The sequence below is a fragment of the Sphingomonas vulcanisoli genome (assembly GCF_011761305.1).
Taxonomy (GTDB): domain Bacteria; phylum Pseudomonadota; class Alphaproteobacteria; order Sphingomonadales; family Sphingomonadaceae; genus Sphingomonas_I; species Sphingomonas_I vulcanisoli.
Genome location: NZ_JAAOZC010000004.1, coordinates 105,815 through 123,591 on the forward strand (window position 1 = coordinate 105,815; position 17,777 = coordinate 123,591).

The 17,777-nt window shown below is 67.8% G+C and carries 17 protein-coding genes; 7 read left to right on the top strand and 10 right to left on the bottom strand.

From position 1 onward, the window contains the following. Positions 1-109 precede the first annotated feature (109 nt). Positions 110-1,057 (top strand): histone deacetylase family protein, encoded by a 948-nt coding sequence (locus tag FHS31_RS09280; protein WP_167073109.1) that lies wholly within the window; start codon positions 110-112, stop codon positions 1,055-1,057. Between the two features lie 47 nt (positions 1,058-1,104). Further along, complete coding sequence (locus FHS31_RS16795; RefSeq protein WP_167073110.1) at positions 1,105-1,392, top strand: PilZ domain-containing protein; 288 nt, start codon at positions 1,105-1,107, stop codon at positions 1,390-1,392. Here the strand turns inward: FHS31_RS16795 and FHS31_RS09290 are convergent. The 6 genes from FHS31_RS09290 to FHS31_RS09315 all read right to left on the bottom strand — a co-directional run bounded on the left by FHS31_RS09290 (position 1,387) and on the right by FHS31_RS09315 (position 7,354). Further along, the gene (locus FHS31_RS09290) at positions 1,387-1,569 is read right to left on the bottom strand and encodes a hypothetical protein (protein WP_167073111.1); all 183 of its coding nucleotides are present in this window, start codon (positions 1,567-1,569) and stop codon (positions 1,387-1,389) included. The genes FHS31_RS16795 and FHS31_RS09290 overlap by 6 nt on opposite strands. Next, a complete protein-coding gene (locus FHS31_RS09295; protein WP_167073112.1) occupies positions 1,566-1,799 on the bottom strand; it encodes a hypothetical protein in 234 nt (77 codons plus the stop codon). The genes FHS31_RS09290 and FHS31_RS09295 overlap by 4 nt, the downstream gene beginning before the upstream one ends. After that, positions 1,799-5,197 (bottom strand): chromosome segregation protein SMC, encoded by a 3,399-nt coding sequence (gene smc / locus FHS31_RS09300; RefSeq protein ID WP_167073113.1) that lies wholly within the window; start codon positions 5,195-5,197, stop codon positions 1,799-1,801. Before smc ends, FHS31_RS09295 begins: the two co-directional genes overlap by 1 nt. Positions 5,198-5,334: 137 nt before the next feature. After that, a complete protein-coding gene (locus FHS31_RS09305; RefSeq protein WP_167073114.1) occupies positions 5,335-6,078 on the bottom strand; it encodes a thioredoxin domain-containing protein in 744 nt (247 codons plus the stop codon). 5 nt (positions 6,079-6,083) lie between these two features. Continuing rightward, positions 6,084-6,791: a thioredoxin domain-containing protein gene (locus FHS31_RS09310; RefSeq protein WP_167073115.1), complete on the bottom strand. Its 708-nt coding sequence runs from the start codon at positions 6,789-6,791 to the stop codon at positions 6,084-6,086. After that, a complete protein-coding gene (locus FHS31_RS09315; protein WP_167073116.1) occupies positions 6,788-7,354 on the bottom strand; it encodes a DUF721 domain-containing protein in 567 nt (188 codons plus the stop codon). Before FHS31_RS09315 ends, FHS31_RS09310 begins: the two co-directional genes overlap by 4 nt. A gap of 14 nt (positions 7,355-7,368) precedes the next feature. On the opposite strand from FHS31_RS09315, the gene mutY reads away from it, so the two are divergent. Both mutY and nudC read left to right on the top strand, forming a co-directional pair. Continuing rightward, on the top strand, positions 7,369-8,415 hold the full coding sequence (gene mutY, locus FHS31_RS09320) for an A/G-specific adenine glycosylase (RefSeq protein ID WP_167073117.1): 1,047 nt from the start codon (positions 7,369-7,371) through the stop codon (positions 8,413-8,415). Further along, positions 8,412-9,287: an NAD(+) diphosphatase gene (nudC, locus tag FHS31_RS09325; RefSeq protein ID WP_167073118.1), complete on the top strand. Its 876-nt coding sequence runs from the start codon at positions 8,412-8,414 to the stop codon at positions 9,285-9,287. Before mutY ends, nudC begins: the two co-directional genes overlap by 4 nt. On the opposite strand, the gene FHS31_RS09330 is transcribed toward nudC, so the two are convergent. Further along, positions 9,284-11,041 carry a methyl-accepting chemotaxis protein gene (locus tag FHS31_RS09330; RefSeq protein WP_167073119.1) on the bottom strand — a complete coding sequence of 586 codons (1,758 nt, stop codon included), beginning with the start codon at positions 11,039-11,041 and terminating at the stop codon, positions 9,284-9,286. The genes nudC and FHS31_RS09330 overlap by 4 nt on opposite strands. A 188-nt stretch (positions 11,042-11,229) precedes the next feature. Beyond that, positions 11,230-12,117, bottom strand: coding sequence for a prephenate dehydratase (locus FHS31_RS09335; RefSeq protein WP_167073120.1), 888 nt, complete (start codon positions 12,115-12,117; stop codon positions 11,230-11,232). A gap of 110 nt (positions 12,118-12,227) precedes the next feature. Here FHS31_RS09335 and FHS31_RS09340 point away from each other — a divergent pair, with 110 nt between their 5' ends. After that, positions 12,228-12,953: a c-type cytochrome gene (locus FHS31_RS09340; RefSeq protein WP_167073121.1), complete on the top strand. Its 726-nt coding sequence runs from the start codon at positions 12,228-12,230 to the stop codon at positions 12,951-12,953. A 216-nt stretch (positions 12,954-13,169) separates the two neighbouring features. Here FHS31_RS09340 and FHS31_RS09345 read toward each other — a convergent pair whose 3' ends face one another. Both FHS31_RS09345 and FHS31_RS09350 read right to left on the bottom strand, forming a co-directional pair. Then, on the bottom strand, positions 13,170-14,069 hold the full coding sequence (locus tag FHS31_RS09345) for an LOG family protein (RefSeq protein ID WP_167073122.1): 900 nt from the start codon (positions 14,067-14,069) through the stop codon (positions 13,170-13,172). Positions 14,070-14,102: 33 nt separating this feature from the next. Continuing rightward, positions 14,103-14,768: an extensin family protein gene (locus FHS31_RS09350; RefSeq protein WP_341786327.1), complete on the bottom strand. Its 666-nt coding sequence runs from the start codon at positions 14,766-14,768 to the stop codon at positions 14,103-14,105. A gap of 105 nt (positions 14,769-14,873) precedes the next feature. Between FHS31_RS09350 and FHS31_RS09355 the strand changes: the two genes are divergently transcribed. Next, on the top strand, positions 14,874-16,073 hold the full coding sequence (locus FHS31_RS09355) for a phosphoserine transaminase (protein ID WP_167073123.1): 1,200 nt from the start codon (positions 14,874-14,876) through the stop codon (positions 16,071-16,073). Between the two features lie 126 nt (positions 16,074-16,199). After that, the gene (gene serA, locus FHS31_RS09360) at positions 16,200-17,774 is read left to right on the top strand and encodes a phosphoglycerate dehydrogenase (protein WP_167073124.1); all 1,575 of its coding nucleotides are present in this window, start codon (positions 16,200-16,202) and stop codon (positions 17,772-17,774) included. Positions 17,775-17,777 lie beyond the last annotated feature (3 nt).

Sequence of the window (17,777 nt, forward strand, 5' to 3'; positions counted from 1 at the left end):
GGTTGGGTGAGGGTCTTCTTACGTCTTCGATCCGAACACAGAAGACCCTCACCTCCCACCGCTACGCGGCGGGCCCCTCCTCTCCCCCGAAAGCGGGAGAGGGTTGACCATGCTCCACGTCGTCCACCATCCCGATTACGTCTCGCCCGCCGCCACCGGTAGCCGCTTCCGTTTCGATAAATATGGGTTGGTGATGGAAGCGCTGGCGGAAAGCGGCCGGCCTTACGAGGTCCACACGCCCGAGCCGATGCCGCGCGCCTGGATGGAGGCAGTGCATGATCCCGCTTATGTCGAGGAGGTGCTGACCGCGACCGTGCCGCCCGAAAAGGCGCGGCGCATCGGCTTCCCGATCACGCCCCGCATCGCCCGGCGGTCTCTGCTATCGGTGGGAGGCACCTATCTCGCCGCGCGTTTGGCACTCGAGCACGGCGTCGCCGCCAATGCTGCCGGCGGCAGCCATCATGCGCTGGCGGATACCGGCGCGGGCTATTGCGTGTTCAACGATCTCGCCATCGCCGCCCACCGGCTGATCGCCGAGCGCCATGCACATCGTATCCTGATCCTCGATTGCGATGTTCACCAAGGCGACGGCACGGCCAGCCTCATGGCGGGCCGATCGGACATCTTCACACTCTCGCTTCACGCCGAGAAGAATTTCCCCGCGCGCAAGGCCCGCTCTTCGCGCGACGTACCCCTGCCCGATGCCGTCGGTGACGCGGCCTATCTGGCGATCCTCGCGGAAGAGCTGCGCGCCGCGATCGATAGCTTCACGCCCGATTGTATTCTCTACCAGGCCGGCGTCGATCCTCATGGGGAGGATCGCCTCGGACGTCTCGCGCTGACCGACCAAGGCCTGATCGCGCGCGACACCTACGTCGGCCGCCTCGCTGCCCAGCTTGGCCTACCGATCGCAAGTACCTTGGGCGGGGGCTATGGCGAGGATCGCATGGAGGTCGCACGCCGCCACGCCCGTGCGATGCTGACGCTCGGCGACGCCTATCGCGTGATCGATTTTTCCGATGGAAATGGCGATCAACCGTTGAAAGTTCGTTGCTGAACCAAGTCGATCTCCCTAAACAATCGTGATCAGGAGGAACGCTGGCCTTGGATCACCCTGCGAGACGAACCCGCCGCCAGAAGATTTTTCAGCCATTCATCCTTGTCGGCCCGCGTGGGGAACGCCGCGCTCACTTGCTCGACATTTCGGAGAATGGCGCGCTGATCCATTGTGATCCGAGTTGCGATAAGGGCGCGCTCGTTCAAATCAAACTCCCGGACCGATCGCTGGGCGCAAAGGTGGCATGGTCCGCATCGCCACACTTCGGCGTTATTTTCGCGCAACCGCTTTCGGCAAACGCGCTCAGCGCGCTTCTGCAAGCCAAGGCGCTATAAACCGGGTTTGCCGGGCTCCGATTCCTTCTTCCGTACCCGCTTGATCAGCGCATAGGCCCCCGCCGCAACACCCACCCCTAGCGCGGCGCTTCCCGCTATCGCCAGCCCGCTCTCCGCCGCTGCCTCGGCCAGCAGCACCATGAATTCGCCTACCGCGCCGGCTACGCCCAGCATCATTCCGGCCGTTCGAATTCGGAAACGATGCGGTCCCCACCGCGCAGCAGGGTGCCACCCGCGTGCGCGCTGCAGGCGGTTTCGGCCTCGGCCAGTGTCGGGAAGGTCGCGACCGTGCGCCAGTCCCACCAATAGCCCGCCTGCGCCAGATAGCAGTCGCGCGTGCCCCGGCCCGAGATCAGCGCCTCCCAGATCGATCGGCGCTGGTGGACGACGCGATACCGCTTGGCCATCACTCCGCCGCCAGCAATTGCTCGGCCCCGCCGAGATCGACCGAGACCAGGCGCGAGATGCCGCGCTCGATCATCGTCACGCCGAACAGGCGGTGCATCCGGCTCATCGTTACCGCATTATGGGTGACGACCAGATAACGGGTTTCGGTTTCGCGCGTCATGGCGAGCAACAGATCGCAGAAACGCTCGATGTTTGCATCATCCAACGGCGCATCCACCTCATCGAGCACGCAGATCGGCGCGGGATTGGTGAGGAACAGCGCGAAAATCAGCGCGACAGCGGTCAGCGCCTGCTCGCCGCCCGACAGCAAGGTGAGGCTGCCGAGCCGCTTGCCGGGCGGCTGCGCCATGATCTCCAGCCCCGCCTCCAGCGGGTCTTCGGAGTCGATCAGCGCGAGATGCGCTTCGCCACCGTTGAACAGCGTGGTAAACAGGCGACGGAAGTGACCGTCGACCGCCTCGAACGCCGCGATCAGCCGCTGGCGGCCCTCGCGGTTGAGGCTGCCGATCGATCCGCGCAACCGGTTGACCGCCTGGCCGAGCTCGTCGCGCTCGGCGGCATTGGTGGCGCGGCTCGCTTCAAGCTCGGCCAATTCGCTTTCGGCGACGAGATTGACCGGACCCAGCCGCTCGCGGTCCGCAACCGCGCGATCGTGCCGCGCGCTCTCGTCCTCGGCCGCGCGAAGATCGGCGGCGTCGAAGCCGATCGTGTCGGGCAGCGTGGCGGCGGGGCATTGGAAGCGATCGCCGGCCAGGCGGCTCAGCTCGCTGCGCCGTTGCTCCTGATGCTCGGCATTGGCGGCGAGCGTGGCGCGCGCTTCGCGGGCGAGGCTGAGCTGTTCCTGCGCGGCGGCGGTGAGCGTCTCGATCCGGCGAAGTTCGGCCTCGGCCGCCGCTTCCGCCTCTCGCGCGGCGCGGGCTGCCGTCTCGGCGGTGGCGAGCCGGGCGTCCGCAGCGACCATCGCCTCCGTCAACGCAGCGGGCTTCTGGGCGAGCGCGCCATGTTCCTTTTCGGCGGCATCGCGGCGCTTGCCCATCTCAGCGATCCGCCCGGCGGCATCGCCCGCCCGCGAGCGCCAGCCCTTGGCCTCCGCGCGCGCCGCCTGCTGGCGCTGCTGATCACGGCCCAACTGCGCATTGAACGTCGCCAGGCGCTCGCGCGCCGCGGCCTGCATCGCCCGGCCAGCCTCGGCCTGCGCCTGTAGCGCCGACAAGGCGGTCTCGCTCGCCGATCGATCCGGCAGCGCCGCCACCGCATCGGCGGCTTGCGCTTCGGCTGCCTTAGCTTCGTTCAATTCCTCGTCGGCGCGAACACGCTGTTGCGCGATCGCCGCCAGCTGCGCCGCATGCCGATCGAGCGCGCCCTGAGCGGCATCCTCGGCACGGGCAGCGGCGCGGGCAGCCTGCTCGGCCTCCACGCCGGCGCCGCGCGCGGCGTCGATCGCCTGCCGGGCGCTGCCTTCCTCGGTGCGCGCGCTTTCCAAGGCCTTGCTGCTTTCGTCCGCTGTAGAGCGCACGGCGGGAAGCTCGCGCTCCAACTCCGCAAGGCGATTGACCCGGACAAGCCGCTCTGCCGCCGCCGCGCCGACATCCCGCGCGACGAACCCATCCCAGCGCCGCAGCGCGCCCGCCTTGGTGACCAGCCGCTGGCCCGCCGCCAGCCGTTGGCCGCCATCATCCTCGACCACGGCAACCTGAGCGAGCCTGCGGGCAAGAGCGTCCGCGCCCGAAACATGGTCCGCCAGCCGCTCGACACCTTCCGGCAGCGCCGGATCAGCCGCGTCGATCGCGGCCCCCACCCAGCCGCGCGGCCCCTGGCCCAGCGGCGCATCGAGATCGTCGCCGAGCGCCGCCGCCAGCGCGCGCTCATAGCCCGGCGTCACCTTGAGCGTGGTCACCACGCCCTTGCCCGCATCGCGCTGCAGCCCGGCGGTGAGCGCCTTGATCTCGCTCTCGATCCGTGCGCGGGCTGCAGCGGCGATCGCCGCATCATTCTCCGCCGCCGCGCGCTGCTGCGCGGCCTGCTCGCGCGCCGCCTCGGCCGAGGCCAACGCCTCCGCCGACGCCGCGAGGTTGGCCGCCGCTGTCTTTCCAGCCTCCCGCGCCTGATCCAGCGCAGCCGCCAAAGGCGCCGCTGCCCCGGCGGCCTCGGCTTCGCGCGCGATCCGCGCCGACTCGCCTTCGGCGCGCTGCAGCCGCTGCCGGGACGCCGCCAAGGCCGCCTGAGCCACCCGCGCATCCGCCTGTTCGGAGGCAACCCGCGCCAGCGCCTGCGCCACCGCCACCTCGGCATCCCGCACCGTGCGCTCGGCCTCCGCCACCGCCGCCTCAAGGCCGCCGCGCGCACTCTCAGCCTTGGCGAGCTCACGCCCGAGCGCCTTGTCCTCCTCCTCCAGCGCACGGAGCGCCGCGGTGGCATCGATCGCCAGCCGGTCCTCGCGCTCCCGATCAAGCGCCAACATGTCGAGCTGGCCCGCGAGTTCACGCAGCCGCCGTTCCACCGAAATCTTCTCGCCGCGCAGCCCTTCCAGAGCCTGCCGCGCATCGCCCAGGGCATCGCGCGCGACATCGGCGGCGGCCCGCGCCTCCGCCATCGCCGTCACCGCCTGGCCGGCATGCGCCGCTGCGGCGCGCTGCTGCTCGGCGGCATTCTGCACTGCCTGCTCGGCCAGCCCGGCGCGCGCGCGGGCCTGCTCTGCGGCAGCCGCAGCCTCCCGCCAGCGCGCGAACAGGCTGCGCGCCTCGGCGATGCGGATTTCCTCGGAAAGCGCGCGGTAGCGTTCGGCGGCGCGGGCCTGGCGACGCAGCACATTGGCGCGCGCCTCCATCTCGCCGAGCATCTCGTCGAGCCGCTCGAGGTTGGTTTCGGTCTGGCGCAGCTTGATCTCGGCCTCGCGGCGGCGGACGTGGAGGCCGGCGATCCCCGCCGCTTCCTCCAGCATCTGGCGCCGCTCCGTCGGCTTGGCGGCGATCACCGCCGCGATCCGCCCCTGGCTGACCAGAGCAGGCGAATGCGCACCCGTCGCGGCATCGGCGAACAGCAGCGCCACATCGCGCTGGCGCACATCCCTGCCATTGAGCCGATAGGCCGATCCAGCGCCGCGCTCGATCCGGCGGACAACCTCCTGCTCGCCATCTGCGGTCTCGGCGAGCAACGACACCTCCGCGAAGTCGCGCGCGGGCCGCGTCGAGGTGCCCGCGAAGATGACATCCTCCATGCCGCCGCCGCGCAGCGATTTCGGACTGCCCTCGCCCATCACCCAGCGGATTGCTTCCAGCAGATTGGACTTGCCGCAGCCGTTGGGGCCGACGACCCCCGTCAGCCCCGGCTCGATCAGCAATTCAACGGGCTCTACAAAGCTCTTGAAGCCCGCGAGCCTGACCTTCTTGATCCGCATGAGCCCCCCGGCGCTTCTATCTGCGGTTCAGCGGAGCTGAACCGAGGCGGCACCAGCCCGCTCCCCCACCCGGCCTCCCAACGGCAGTATCATCTGGGAGGCCGGGTGGGGGAGCGGGCCGGTGCCGCACCTAGACATCAGCCGATCATCTGCGTCAGCTTGGCATCCAGCGCCGGCCACGTCGAGACGTCGCTCTGCAGCACGCCGTTGAGGAAGAAGCTCGGCGTCTGGTTGACGCCGTCCTTGGTCTGGGCACGATCCTGCGTCGCCGAAAGCTGATCCTGTGCCTTCTGATCGGCCAGGCACTTCTCCGCCTGCGCGCGCGGCAGCCCGCGCGCGGCGAACCAGGGGAACAGGCCCATCGTATCGAGCAATTTCTGGAACTGCTGCTGCGGCGGCAGCCCCTGCAGCGCCTGATTGTCCGCCGGCGTCATCGCGATCAGCGGCGCCATGAAGGCGTCCTGCCCCGCATAGATCTGCTTGGTCAAAGCGAAGAAGGGTTCGGCGCCGCGGCACATCATCAGCAAGGTGATCGGCGCATCCGGCCCATGGATCAGGAAGGAGCGGAATTCGTAGGAGACCTTGCCGGTCGAGACATATTTCTGCGGCAGCGCATCGCCGCCCTCATCCTCGAACTTCTTGCAATGCGGGCAGGTGAAGGAGGCATATTCGACGATCTTCACCGGCGCATCGGGATTGCCCATGCGCACGCCGCCTTCCGGCGTCACGCTCACGACATCGGTCCAGCTCTTGCCTGCGGGCGGCGGCACCGCGGCGGCGGTCACGTGATCGGTCGTCGCGCTCGGTGTATCCTGCTTCTTGCCGCAGGCCGCGAGCGCAAGGAAGGCGGTGGCGGCAAGCGCCAGCGAACGGGCTTTCATCTTCGTCATCCTTTGGGGTGGCCGCTCTTTGCCAGAGCGGCGGCGAGGGCTTTGTCGAGATCGGACCAGGCGCCGATCGGAGGAGTCATCGCGCCGTTGATCGCAAAAGCGGGCGTGCCCGGGAAGCCGGGCATATTCCAGATTTCCTGGCCACGCTGGCCGATCAGTTTCTGCTCCGCCGTGTTGGACAGGCAGGCGTCGGCCCGCGCCGGGGCGAGGCCATGCCTGGCGAAAAAGACATCGAGACCCGCGCCCTTGGCCGCCGCCTTGCCCGCTTCAGCCTCGCTGAGCTTGCTCAGATCGGGCGAAGTCGCCACCCAATCATTGGCCTTCTGCTCCCAATCCCCCTGCGCCGCATAAAGCGCCGGCTTGACCGCGAAGAAGGCACGTGGCCCGGCGCAGCGCGCGAGCGTAGTGGCGAGCATATCGAACCCATCGCGGATCGCGACCCGCACCTCATAGCTGACCAGGCCGGGCTTGATATATTTGGGCACCAGCGGCCCCGCGGTGCTTTCGAAAACGGCGCAGTGCGGGCAGGTGAAGGACAGATATTCGATCAGCTTCACCGGCGCATTGGGATTGCCCTGGAGGAAGGAACCCGAAGGCGTGCGGACCGCGACCTGCGACCAATCCTTGACCGGGGGCGCTGCGTTCGCGGGCGCCAGCGAGACGAGCGCCGCAAGCGCGGCGATACAGCGGAGGACAAGCTTCAATCGTTGCTCCTGCGGCGATCTCCGTCGCCAATTTTGGGGAGGCCTTCGCTCGCCCCGAGCGCGGCGGCGAGGTTGGAAAGGCAGGCGTGCAGTTCGGGGTCGGCGATTGTGCGCAGACTGTCGCCAAGCGCGGCGGGGATGGTCTTGAGCGACGGCGGCGCGCGCCGCGGTGCGGGCTTGGTCACCGCGGTCTGGCGGATCGCGATGCGCGCCACCGCGGGATAACCGAAGAACATGTTGACCCGCTCGACGATCGTGGGCGCGACATGCTGCATCATCGTCGCATGCGCGCCCTCGACCGTGAGATTGAGCACGCCGTCGCTGCGCTTGCCCCCGGGAAAGCGGATCGATTCGGGATGCGAGACGCCCGCGTAACGGGGCCCCACGATCTCGGCCCAGCGGCTCACCACCGCCGATTGCACGAAGCCGAACTTGCGGAAGGCGGTGCCCCCGATGGTCGGCAGCATCTCGGAGACCGAGCGCGTGCCCATGGCGCGCGGCGCATCGCCCGGCTTGGCCTTGGAGGGCGCTCGACTCTTCCGTTCCGTCACGGCTCCGCCCATGCCATAGGCGTGCCATGCTCGTCGATAGGGCCAACGTCGCGCCCAAGCTGCTCCACTGGTACGATCGCCACCATCGCACCCTGCCCTGGCGCGCCGCGCCGGGCGAGGCGGCGCCCGATCCCTATCGCGTCTGGCTGTCCGAGGTGATGCTCCAGCAGACGACCGTCGCGGCGGTGAAGAGCTATTTCGCGGCGTTCACGACGCGCTGGCCGACCGTCGAGGCGCTGGCGGCGGCCCCGGACGCGGAGGTGATGAGCGCCTGGGCGGGCCTCGGCTATTATGCCCGGGCGCGAAACCTGATCGCCTGCGCGCGCGCCGTAGTGGACGAGCATGGCGGCCGATTCCCGAGCGAGGAAGCAGAATTGCGTGCCCTCCCCGGCCTCGGCGCCTACACCGCCGCCGCGATCGCCGCGATCGCTTTCGGCCAACGCGCAGTGGTGGTCGATGCCAATGTCGAGCGCATCGTCGAGCGCCTGTTCGCCATCGCCGAGCCGCTGCCCAAAGGCCGCACCGCGATCTACGCCGCCACCGCCAGCATCACGCCCGACGATCACGCTGGCGATTTCGCGCAGGCGATGATGGATTTGGGCTCCTCGCTCTGCGCGCCCCGCAAACCCGCGTGCGCGCTCTGCCCTTTGTCGGAGGAGTGCGCCGCCTTCCGCGCGGGCGAGCCCGAGCGCTATCCCGTCAAGGCCGCCAAGACCGCCAAGCCCGTGCGGCGCGGATCGATCTTCTGGCTGGAGGCGGCCGACCGCGTACTGCTCTGCCGCCGCCCGCCCAAGGGGATGCTCGGCGGGATGCGCGCGCTGCCAACCGGGCCGTGGGGCACCGAGGATCCGGGCCTGACCGATGCCCCGATCGCAGCGGATTGGCGGTTCGTCGGCGCCGGGCGGCACGTTTTCACCCATTTCGCGCTCGATCATAAGGTCTATGCGGCACGGATGGAGTCGCAGGATATTGACGGCGAATGGTGGCCGATCGCGGCGATCGAGCAGGCGGGGCTACCCAGCCTGTTCGCGCGGGCGGCGGCGATCGGCCTGGCCGCGCGGGAAACGGCATGATCGCGCCCGGCTTCACCGGATCGCCGCTCGATCGCTCCGAACCGATCCGCATCGATCCCGCCGCGGAAATCGCACTGGCCGCCGCCCCCGGCGCGCTGTTGCTCGATCTCGAAGAGTATATGCCGCGCCTTGCCGATGGCGCGCTCGGCTGGTCGCCCCTGCCAGCGCTGGCGCCCGAAGAGCGGGTGCTGCTCGGCACCATCGACGGCATCGCGCGCTACGCCCGGATCGACCCCCACGCCAAAGGTGCGCGCCGCTCCCCGGAACTGTTCGCCCTGCTCACGCAATTGCCCGCAGGCGAAATGGCGACCTACGCCACTGCGCGCAGCCTGCTCGATTGGCACGCGCGCCATCGCTTCTGCGCCAATTGCGGCGCGGCGTCCCAGCCGATCCGCGCGGGCTGGGCACGCCGGTGCCCGTCCTGCGGCACCGAACATTTCCCGCGCACCGATCCCGTCGTCATCATGCTCGCAGAACATGGCACGGCGGCCGAGGCGCGCGTGCTCGTCGGCCGCCAGCCGATGTTCGATCCCGGCCGCTATTCGGCACTCGCGGGCTTCCTGGAGGTGGGCGAGTCGATCGAGGCGGCGGTTGCGCGCGAGCTGTTCGAGGAAGCCGGAGTGGTCGCGGGCGCGATCCGCTATGTCGCGAGCCAGCCCTGGCCCTTCCCCTCCCAGCTCATGATCGCCTGCATCGCCCAGGTCGCCGACGACACCGTCAAGATCGACCATCACGAGCTGGAGGATGCGATGTGGGTGACGCGCGGGGAGATCGCCGCCGCCTTCAATCGTGCCGAAGGCGCGCGCTTCAACCCGCCCGCGCCCCACGCCATTGCTTCGACCTTGCTCAGGGCCTGGGTGGACGGCGCTTAGTCCTGCAGTTCGTGCAATTGCCCGAAGAAGTTCGAGAGCAATCCGTCGATCGATTTGGCGCTGCTCTCGACCGTCGCCGCATCGTCCCGCAGCGTGCCCGCGAGGAGATCGACGCTGCCCGCGATCGCCGCGACATCGGCGACACGGCCGCTGATGATATCCAGATCGGCCGCCGCACCGTTGACATTGCGGCTGATCAAGCTGCCCTGCACCGCCTGCTCCGCGATTCCGGCAGCAAGCTTCTCGGTGCCCTCCGCTATCGCGGTGATGACCGCGGCGATCTCAGTGAGGCCCTGGTCGGCGTTGGTCGCGGCAAGCTGCATCTTGCCGATCTGGTCGGCGATATCGCCGGTCGCCTGCGCGGTCTGGCGGGCGAGCGCTTTCACCTCGCTCGCCACCACCGCGAACCCCTGCCCCGCCGGTCCGGCCCGCGCGGCCTCGATCGTGGCGTTGAGGGCGAGGAGATTGGTCCGCTTGGCGATGCCGCCGATCAGATCGATCACGGTGCCGATGCGCTGGGCATCGTTCTGGACTCGGCGCATATGCCGGGAAAGCGCGCTCGCCTGCGCGGCGGCATCGGCGCTCAGATCGGCCGATCGCCGCGTGCCCGCGCTGGCATCCCCCAGCACGGTCATGAACTGGTCGGTCGCTGCGGCGATATCGGTCGCACCATCCACCGCGCGCGACACCGCCAACCTGACGGCGACCAGATCGCGGTTGACCGCCGCCGAATGCCCGTTGAGGTCCGCCGCGGCGGATGACAGATTGCGCGCCGACAGGCGCAGCTCGGCCAGCGCCTCGGCGGCGCCGAGCTCCAGCCGATCCGCCGAAGCGCCGAGGCGCGTGCTGCGGCGGCGGCTCGTTTCGTCGGCGGCGCGCTTGCGCTGTTCCTCCTCGCGCTCCCGCAGTATTTCCGCTTTGAGCAGATCGGCGCGCTCGGCCTGCAGCGCCTCACGTTCCACCGCCGCCGCGCGAAAGACCTCGATCGCCCGCGCCATGCGGCCGATCTCGTCGCGGCGATCGGCATGCGGTGTGCGGCCCTCGGTGTCTCCGCCCGCCAGCCGCTCCATGGCGCGTTCGATATCCGCCAGCGGCCGGGCGATCGTCCGCCGCACGATGAACACTGTGGCCGAGGCGGCGAGCGCAAAGAGCGTCAGGCTCGCCAATCCCTCAATGATGAGTGTCTGCCGCTCAAGGTGCGCGGCATCGCTCAGCCGCGCGGCAACGATGCCCTCCTGATCGTCGATCAGCGCATCTGCGATGGCCGATGCCGCGCGCTCGGCCGGGCGCACTTGAAGGCGGAACATCGTCAGGGCAGCGGCCCGATCGCCGCGCTGCGCCAGAGCCGCCGCGGCCGCCAGCCGATCGAGCACGGCGCGCTGATCTGCGAAGAAAGGCGCGCGGCGGTCGCCGCCGTCGAACCGCGGATTACGGGCGAGAGCCATCAGCGTCGCGCGCATCTTGGCCGAACGCGACACGAATTTGGCGTGGATGATGCCGATTTCCTTGGCGTCCCGCTCCAGAGCCAGATTGAGCGTATCGCGCTGGAGCGAGCGGCTGAGCGAACGCGCCTCGATCAAATCGATGCGGATTTCCTGCGTCTGCTCGACGGCGCCGTGCGCGCGAAAGATGCGTTGGCGCGCGCCGAGGCCGACGAGCGCCAGCAGGCACACCATGCCCAGCATGACGACCACGGGGAGCAACATCCGCGCGACCATGCTGCGGGACCAGATCGAGAAAGGAGGCGTGACCATAAGCCGCCGCCTAGAGCGGCGATCTTAACGCTATGTGACAGATTCGCGCCAATTTTTCGCTTGACAAATGAGAACATATGTGGTACATCTTCCACATGCTCATCGCTTCGATTCTTTGCGTCGCGCTGCTTCTCGCATGGGTGAGCACGCTCCCCGCCGCAAGCCTCAACTTCCTCAACTTCGCGCGTTCAGCTGCGCGGCCGCTCCTGCGGGTAGGTGCCGAGCACGCGCACCCATTTGGTGTGGAATTCCAGCTCGGCAAACGCCTGCTTCAGGTCGTCATCGGCCAGCGATCCTTCGACATCGCAGTAAAAGCCGGTCGCCGCGAAGCTCGCGCCCTGCTGGTAGCTTTCGAGCTTGGTCATGTTGATGCCGTTGGTGGCGAAGCTGCCGAGCGCCTTGTAGAGCGCGGCGGGGACGTTCTTCACCTCGAAGGTGAAGCTCGTCATCGTCGGCCCGCCGCTTGCGATCGGCTGCGCCTCGCGCGCCAGGATCACGAAGCGCGTGGTATTGTCGTCCGAATCCTCGAGGCCTTCGCCCAATATCTGCAGGCCGTAGAGCTCGGCCGCCAGCCGCGGCGCGATTGCGCCCACCGCCGGATTGCCGAGTTCGGCCACCGCCGCCGCCGCGCCCGCGGTATCGCTGTCCACCACCGGCTTGATGCCGTGCGCGCGCAGCCAGTGGCGGCATTGGCCGAGCGCCTGGGGATGGCTCATCGCCTCGGCGATCTCCGCACCGCCCAGCCCCATCAGGCAGTAGCGGATCGGCATGAAATGTTCGCCGACGATGGTCAGCCCGCTTTCGGGCAGCAGGAAGTGGATATCGGCGACGCGGCCGTGCAGCGAATTTTCGATCGGGATCATCGCGCGGCCCGCGCGGCCGTCGTTCACCGCATCCAGTGCATCCTCGAAGCTGTAGCAGGGCAAGGGCGCAGCGCCGGGAAACACCGTGTTCGCGGCGATATGCGAATTGCACCCCGGCGCACCCTGAAAGGCGACCGCCTCGAATGGGCGTTCCGCGGCGGCGGCGGTGAGCGCAGCGACCATTTCGCGCGCGGGGGCGGGATAACTTTCCATGGGTGCGCGCCGCTTAGAAGCCGAACGGCCCTCGGGCAACCTTGCAGGCGGCAAATCGGCTGACTAAAGCGGCCCCGAATCTCCGAGATATCTTCGATTAAAGGGCGGGCATGAACGATCGGTCGAACACGATTGCGGGCTGGGTTTTGGCGGGCGGTATCGTCGCGCTGGCCACGACGATCATCACCGGCGAATATTTCAAGGCCGAGCGCCCCGAGAAGATGGGCTATGAGGTGACCGGCGTGGAAGCCGAGGCCGGCGCCACCGCCGTCGCCGAAAAGCCCTTTGCTTTCTACATGGCCTCTGGCGACGCCCAAAAGGGCGCGGACGTCTTCAAGAAGTGCACCGCCTGCCACAATGCCGATAAGGGCGGCGCCAATGCGCTCGGCCCGAATCTCTATGGCGTGGTCGGTGACGAAGTGGCCGCGGGCCGCGGCGGCTTCGCTTTCTCGGATGCGCTCAAGTCCAAGGGCGGCAAGTGGGACTTCGACAAGCTCAATGAGTGGCTGACCAATCCCAAGGGCTATGCGCCGGGCACCAAGATGACCTTCGCGGGCCTTTCCAAGCCCGAGGATCGCGCGAACGTCATCGCGTATCTGAATACTCAGGGCGATCATCCCCTGCCGCTGCCGACCAAGCCCGCCGAGGGCGCCGGCGCCGCCGCGCCGACATCGGGCGCCGAGCCGGCTCCGACCGGCGCCAACCAGGAAGGCGCGGTCAAGGCGGGCAACGTCCCCGTGCAGACCGAGGCCAATGCCAAGAAACAGCCCGAAGGCAATATCGCGGGCGATGCGGCACCGGCGACATCGGGCTCGGCGGCCGCCAAGAAGGATTGACCTGACTCCCCTCCCTGCAAGGAAGGGGTTGGGGGTGGGTTGCCACCCGCGCGACGATCGCGTCGGCGGGTTCGCCCTCTCCAAGGTTCATTTCAAAAGCGAAGCACTGGCCGCGTTAGGTTCGGTGCATAAACAGCCACGGCATCGCGTGTTGCGACCCACCCCCAACCCCGCCCTTGCAGGGAGGGGAGTCGGAAGGAGGGGGGTCGTGTCAGCTTACTTCTTCTCGCCGCGGCCCTTGCGCCACTGCTTCTCACTGTAGCGCTGATAATAATCCTGGACGTGCTGCCAGCCTTCCTCGGCGGTCTCGACGAAGCGGAACAGGTCCATGTCCTGCGGCGCGACGACGCCTTCGTCGACCAGCGCCTCGAAATTGACGACCTTGTCCCAGAACTCCCTGCCGTAGAGCAGGATCGGCAGCATCGCCATCTTGCCGGTCTGGATCAGGGTCAGCAGCTCGAAAAATTCATCGAATGTGCCGAAGCCGCCCGGAAACACCGCGACCGCGCGGGCACGGAGCAGGAAGTGCATCTTCCGCAGCGCGAAATAGTGGAAGTTGAAGCTCAGGTGCGGCGTCACATAATCGTTCGGCGCCTGCTCGAACGGCAGCACGATATTGAGCCCGATCGTCTCCGCGCCGACATCGCGTGCGCCGCGATTGGCGGCTTCCATGATCGAAGGGCCGCCGCCCGAGCAGACCACGAACTGCCGCTTGCCATCCTCCGATACCGGCGCGCCGCTGGCCAACTGCGCCAGCTCGCGCGCCACCTGATAATAATGTGATTTGGCCTTGAGCCGCTCGGCAATCTTCTTCTGCGTCTCGGTCGCCGCCGCCGCGACCATCGCATCGGCATTCTCGGGCGGTGGAATGCGCGCCGAACCATACATCACGAAGGTCGATCCGATCCCCGCTTCTTCCAGCAACAGCTCGGGCTTCAAAAGCTCCAGCTGGAAGCGCACCGGGCGAAGATCGTCGCGCAGCAGGAAGTCCCGATCATCATAGGCCAGGCGATAGGCCGGGTCCGCGGTCTGCGGCAGCAGCTTCGCCTGGTTGGCGGCGGCGGCATCATCCTTGGCCTTGGGGAACACCCGCTCGGGGATTTCTTGCTTCTTCATCTCAACGTCTCGGTTCGGGCAAAGCGGGCGCGCTTAGCGGCATAAATGCCCCTTGCCCATGTCAAAATGGAGATGGTCATGGTGGTAGGCGTTGTAATCGGGGCTGAGCACGGTGACGAAGCGGCGGCAGGCCGCATCGCGGACCTGGCGGAGGAAGGCGCGGCTGTCCGCATCCGGTCCGTTCCAATCCTTGGCGATGGTGATCCGGCGCCCATCGGCCAACACAAAACCGGCGATATCGACGGCATTGGCCTGGGCATGTTCGGACAATTTGTTGCCCGCTATGCCGTTGATCGGGCGGCAGGCGAAGCTGCCGAAACTCTCGATCTTCACGACATAGCCGCCCAGCCGATCGTGCGCGGCGGATTGGACCGCCTGCGTCACCCATTGGGTCAGCGCCAGCGCCGTGCCGCATTTCACCGCGCCGAGATTGGTGACCGGAATACCGATCGCCACCAGCTTGAGCGCATGGGTGGCCGAGCAGCCGTTATGATAATCCTTGTCGGGCAGAATTTGATATTTGGCGCCGAGCGCGCTCATGTCGAACTGGCATTTGCGGAAGGCGGCGGGGGTGTCCTCGGGCGGCGCGATCCCCAGCGCGGGACGGCGATGTGGCGATCCGCCGCAGGCGGCGAGCAGCAGCGCCAATGCCATCGCCACGATCCCGCGCACCTTCATGCGGCAATGGTGGACGGCCACGCAGCCCGCCGCAAGCGGGTTGACCGCGTTTCGGCGCATCCCTAGGGCCGTCGACGGGCCACGCGGTCCCAACGCCGCGCGCGCTCTCTGTGAGGAGAGACTGACATGACTGACACTGCCCCCGCGGCGGCGAATCGCGCCGACGCGATTCGTGAGGCTCCGGCGAAACCCGCCACCAAGCCCGCCCGCCCCTTCTTCTCATCCGGCCCCTGCGCCAAGCCGCCCGGCTGGCATGCCGATGGCCTCGCCACCGGATCCTTGGGCCGTTCGCACCGCTCCAAGCTCGGCAAGAGCCGGATCGTCCATGCGATGGACGTCACCCGCCGCATCCTCAAGCTCCCCGCCACGCACCGCCTCGGCATCGTCCCCGGATCGGACACCGGCGCGGTCGAGATGGCACTGTGGTCGATGCTGGGCGCGCGCCCGGCGACGATGATGGCTTGGGAGAGCTTCGGTGAGGGCTGGGTCACCGACGTCGTCAAGCAGCTCAAGATCGACGCCAAGGTCGTCAAATCCGGCTATGGCGAATTGCCCGATCTCGCCGCCACCGATTGGTCGACCGACTTGGTCTTTACCTGGAACGGCACCACTTCGGGCGTGCGCGTGCCGAATGGCGACTGGATCCCCGATGATCGCCAGGGCCTGTCGATCTGCGACGCCACCTCGGGCGTGTTCGCGGCCGATCTGCCGTGGGACAAGCTCGATGTCGTCACCTTCTCGTGGCAGAAAGTGCTGGGCGGCGAAGGCGCGCATGGCGTGCTGATCCTCGGGCCGCGCGCAGTTGAGCGGCTGGAAAGCTATGTGCCGGCCTGGCCGCTGCCCAAGATCTTCCGCATGACCAAAGGCGGCAAGCTGATCGAAGGCATCTTCAAGGGCGAGACGATCAACACCCCCTCGATGCTCGCAGTCGAGGACGTGATCTGGAGCCTGGAATGGGCGCTGGGTCAGGGCGGGCTCTATGGCCTGATCGATCGCGCCGACGCCAATGCCGCCGCGCTCGACGCCTGGGTGCAGGCGACCGACTGGATCGAGCATCTCGCGGTCGATCCGGCGACTCGTTCGAACACCAGCGTCTGCCTCAAGTTCGCGCCGTATGTCGTGGAGGGCCTCGACGAGGAAGCCCAGCTCGCGCTGGTCAAAAAGATCGCCGCGCTGCTCGAGGCCGAAGACGCCGCTTATGACGTCGCCGGTTATCGCGATGCCCCGCCGGGCCTGCGCATCTGGTGCGGCGCGACGGTCGACACCGCTGATATCGAGGCGCTCGGCCCCTGGCTCGACTGGGCCTTCCACACGGCCAGAGCTTAAGCCCTCTCCCCCTTGGGGAGAGGGTTGGGAGAGGGGGCGAGCGCATGCGAGCCCCTGTCCTCCCGTTTCCGACTCCCCCTCTCCCCGACCCTCTCCCCAAAGGGGAGAGGGAGATTAGGAACCGATATGCCCAAAGTCCTCATTTCCGATGCCATGGATCCCCGCGCCGCCCAGATCTTCCGCGAACGCGGGCTGGAGGTCGACGAGATTACCGGCAAGACCAAGGATGAGCTGATCGCCATCATCGGCGATTATGACGGCCTCGCCATCCGCTCCTCGACCAAGGTCACCAAGGAGGTGCTCGCCGCGGCGACCAACCTCAAGGTGGTCGGCCGCGCCGGCATCGGTGTCGATAACGTCGATATCCCCGCCGCGAGCGCGCAGGGCGTGGTGGTGATGAACACCCCGTTCGGCAATTCGATCACCACCGCGGAACATGCCATCGCTTTGATGTTCGCGCTCGCCCGCGATCTGCCCGAGGCGGACAAATCCACCCAGGCCGGCAAGTGGGAGAAGAACCGCTTCATGGGCGTCGAGGTGACGGGCAAGACGCTCGGCCTGATCGGCGCGGGCAATATCGGCTCGATCGTCGCCGATCGTGCGCTGGGCCTCAAGATGAAGGTCGTCGCCTACGATCCCTTCCTAACGCCCGAGCGCGCTGTGGAGATGGGCGTCGAGAAAGCGACGCTCGACGAGCTGCTTGCCAAGGCCGATTTCATCACGCTGCACACGCCGCTCACCGACAGCACGCGCAACATCCTTTCCGCCGAGAATCTCGCCAAGACCAAGAAGGGCGTGCGGATCATCAATTGCGCGCGCGGTGGGCTGATCGACGAGGCAGCGCTCAAGGCGGCACTCGACAGCGGCCATGTCGCGGGCGCGGCGCTCGATGTGTTCGTGACAGAACCGGCCAAGGAATCGCCCCTGTTCGGCACACCGGGCTTCATCTCGACCCCGCACCTCGGCGCATCGACCAACGAGGCGCAGGTCAATGTCGCGATCCAGGTCGCCGAGCAGATGGCCGATTATCTGATGACCGGCGGCGTCACCAACGGCCTCAACGTGCCTTCGCTCTCCGCCGAGGATGCGCCCAAGGTGAAGCCCTATCTGGCGCTTGCCGAAAAGCTCGGCAGCCTCGTCGGCCAGCTGGCGCACGACAATCTCACCAAGATCGCGGTCGAGCTCGAAGGCGCCGCCGCGGAGCTCAACAGCAAGCCGATCACCGGCGCGGTGCTGGCCGGGCTGATGCGCGTCTATTCGGACACGGTGAACATGGTCAACGCTCCGTTCCTAGCCAAGGAGCGCGGCCTCGAAGTGCGCGAGGTCCGCAACGACCGCGAGGGCGATTACCACACGCTGATCCGCGTCTCGGTGCAGACCGCGCAGGGTGAACGTTCGGTAGCGGGCACTTTGTTCGCCAACAAGGAGCCCCGACTGGTCGAAATCTTCGGCATCAAGGTGGAGGCCGATCTCGATGGCCAGATGCTGTATGTCGTCAACGAAGACGCGCCGGGCTTCATCGGCCGCCTCGGCACCACGCTGGGCGAGGCGGGCGTCAACATCGGCACCTTCCACCTCGGCCGCCGCGCGGCGGGCGGCGAGGCAGTGCTGCTGCTCTCGGTCGATCAATCGGTGAAACCGACGCTCGACAAGGTTCAGGCGCTGCCTGGCGTGAAGACGGTGAAGGCGCTGAGCTTCTAAGCC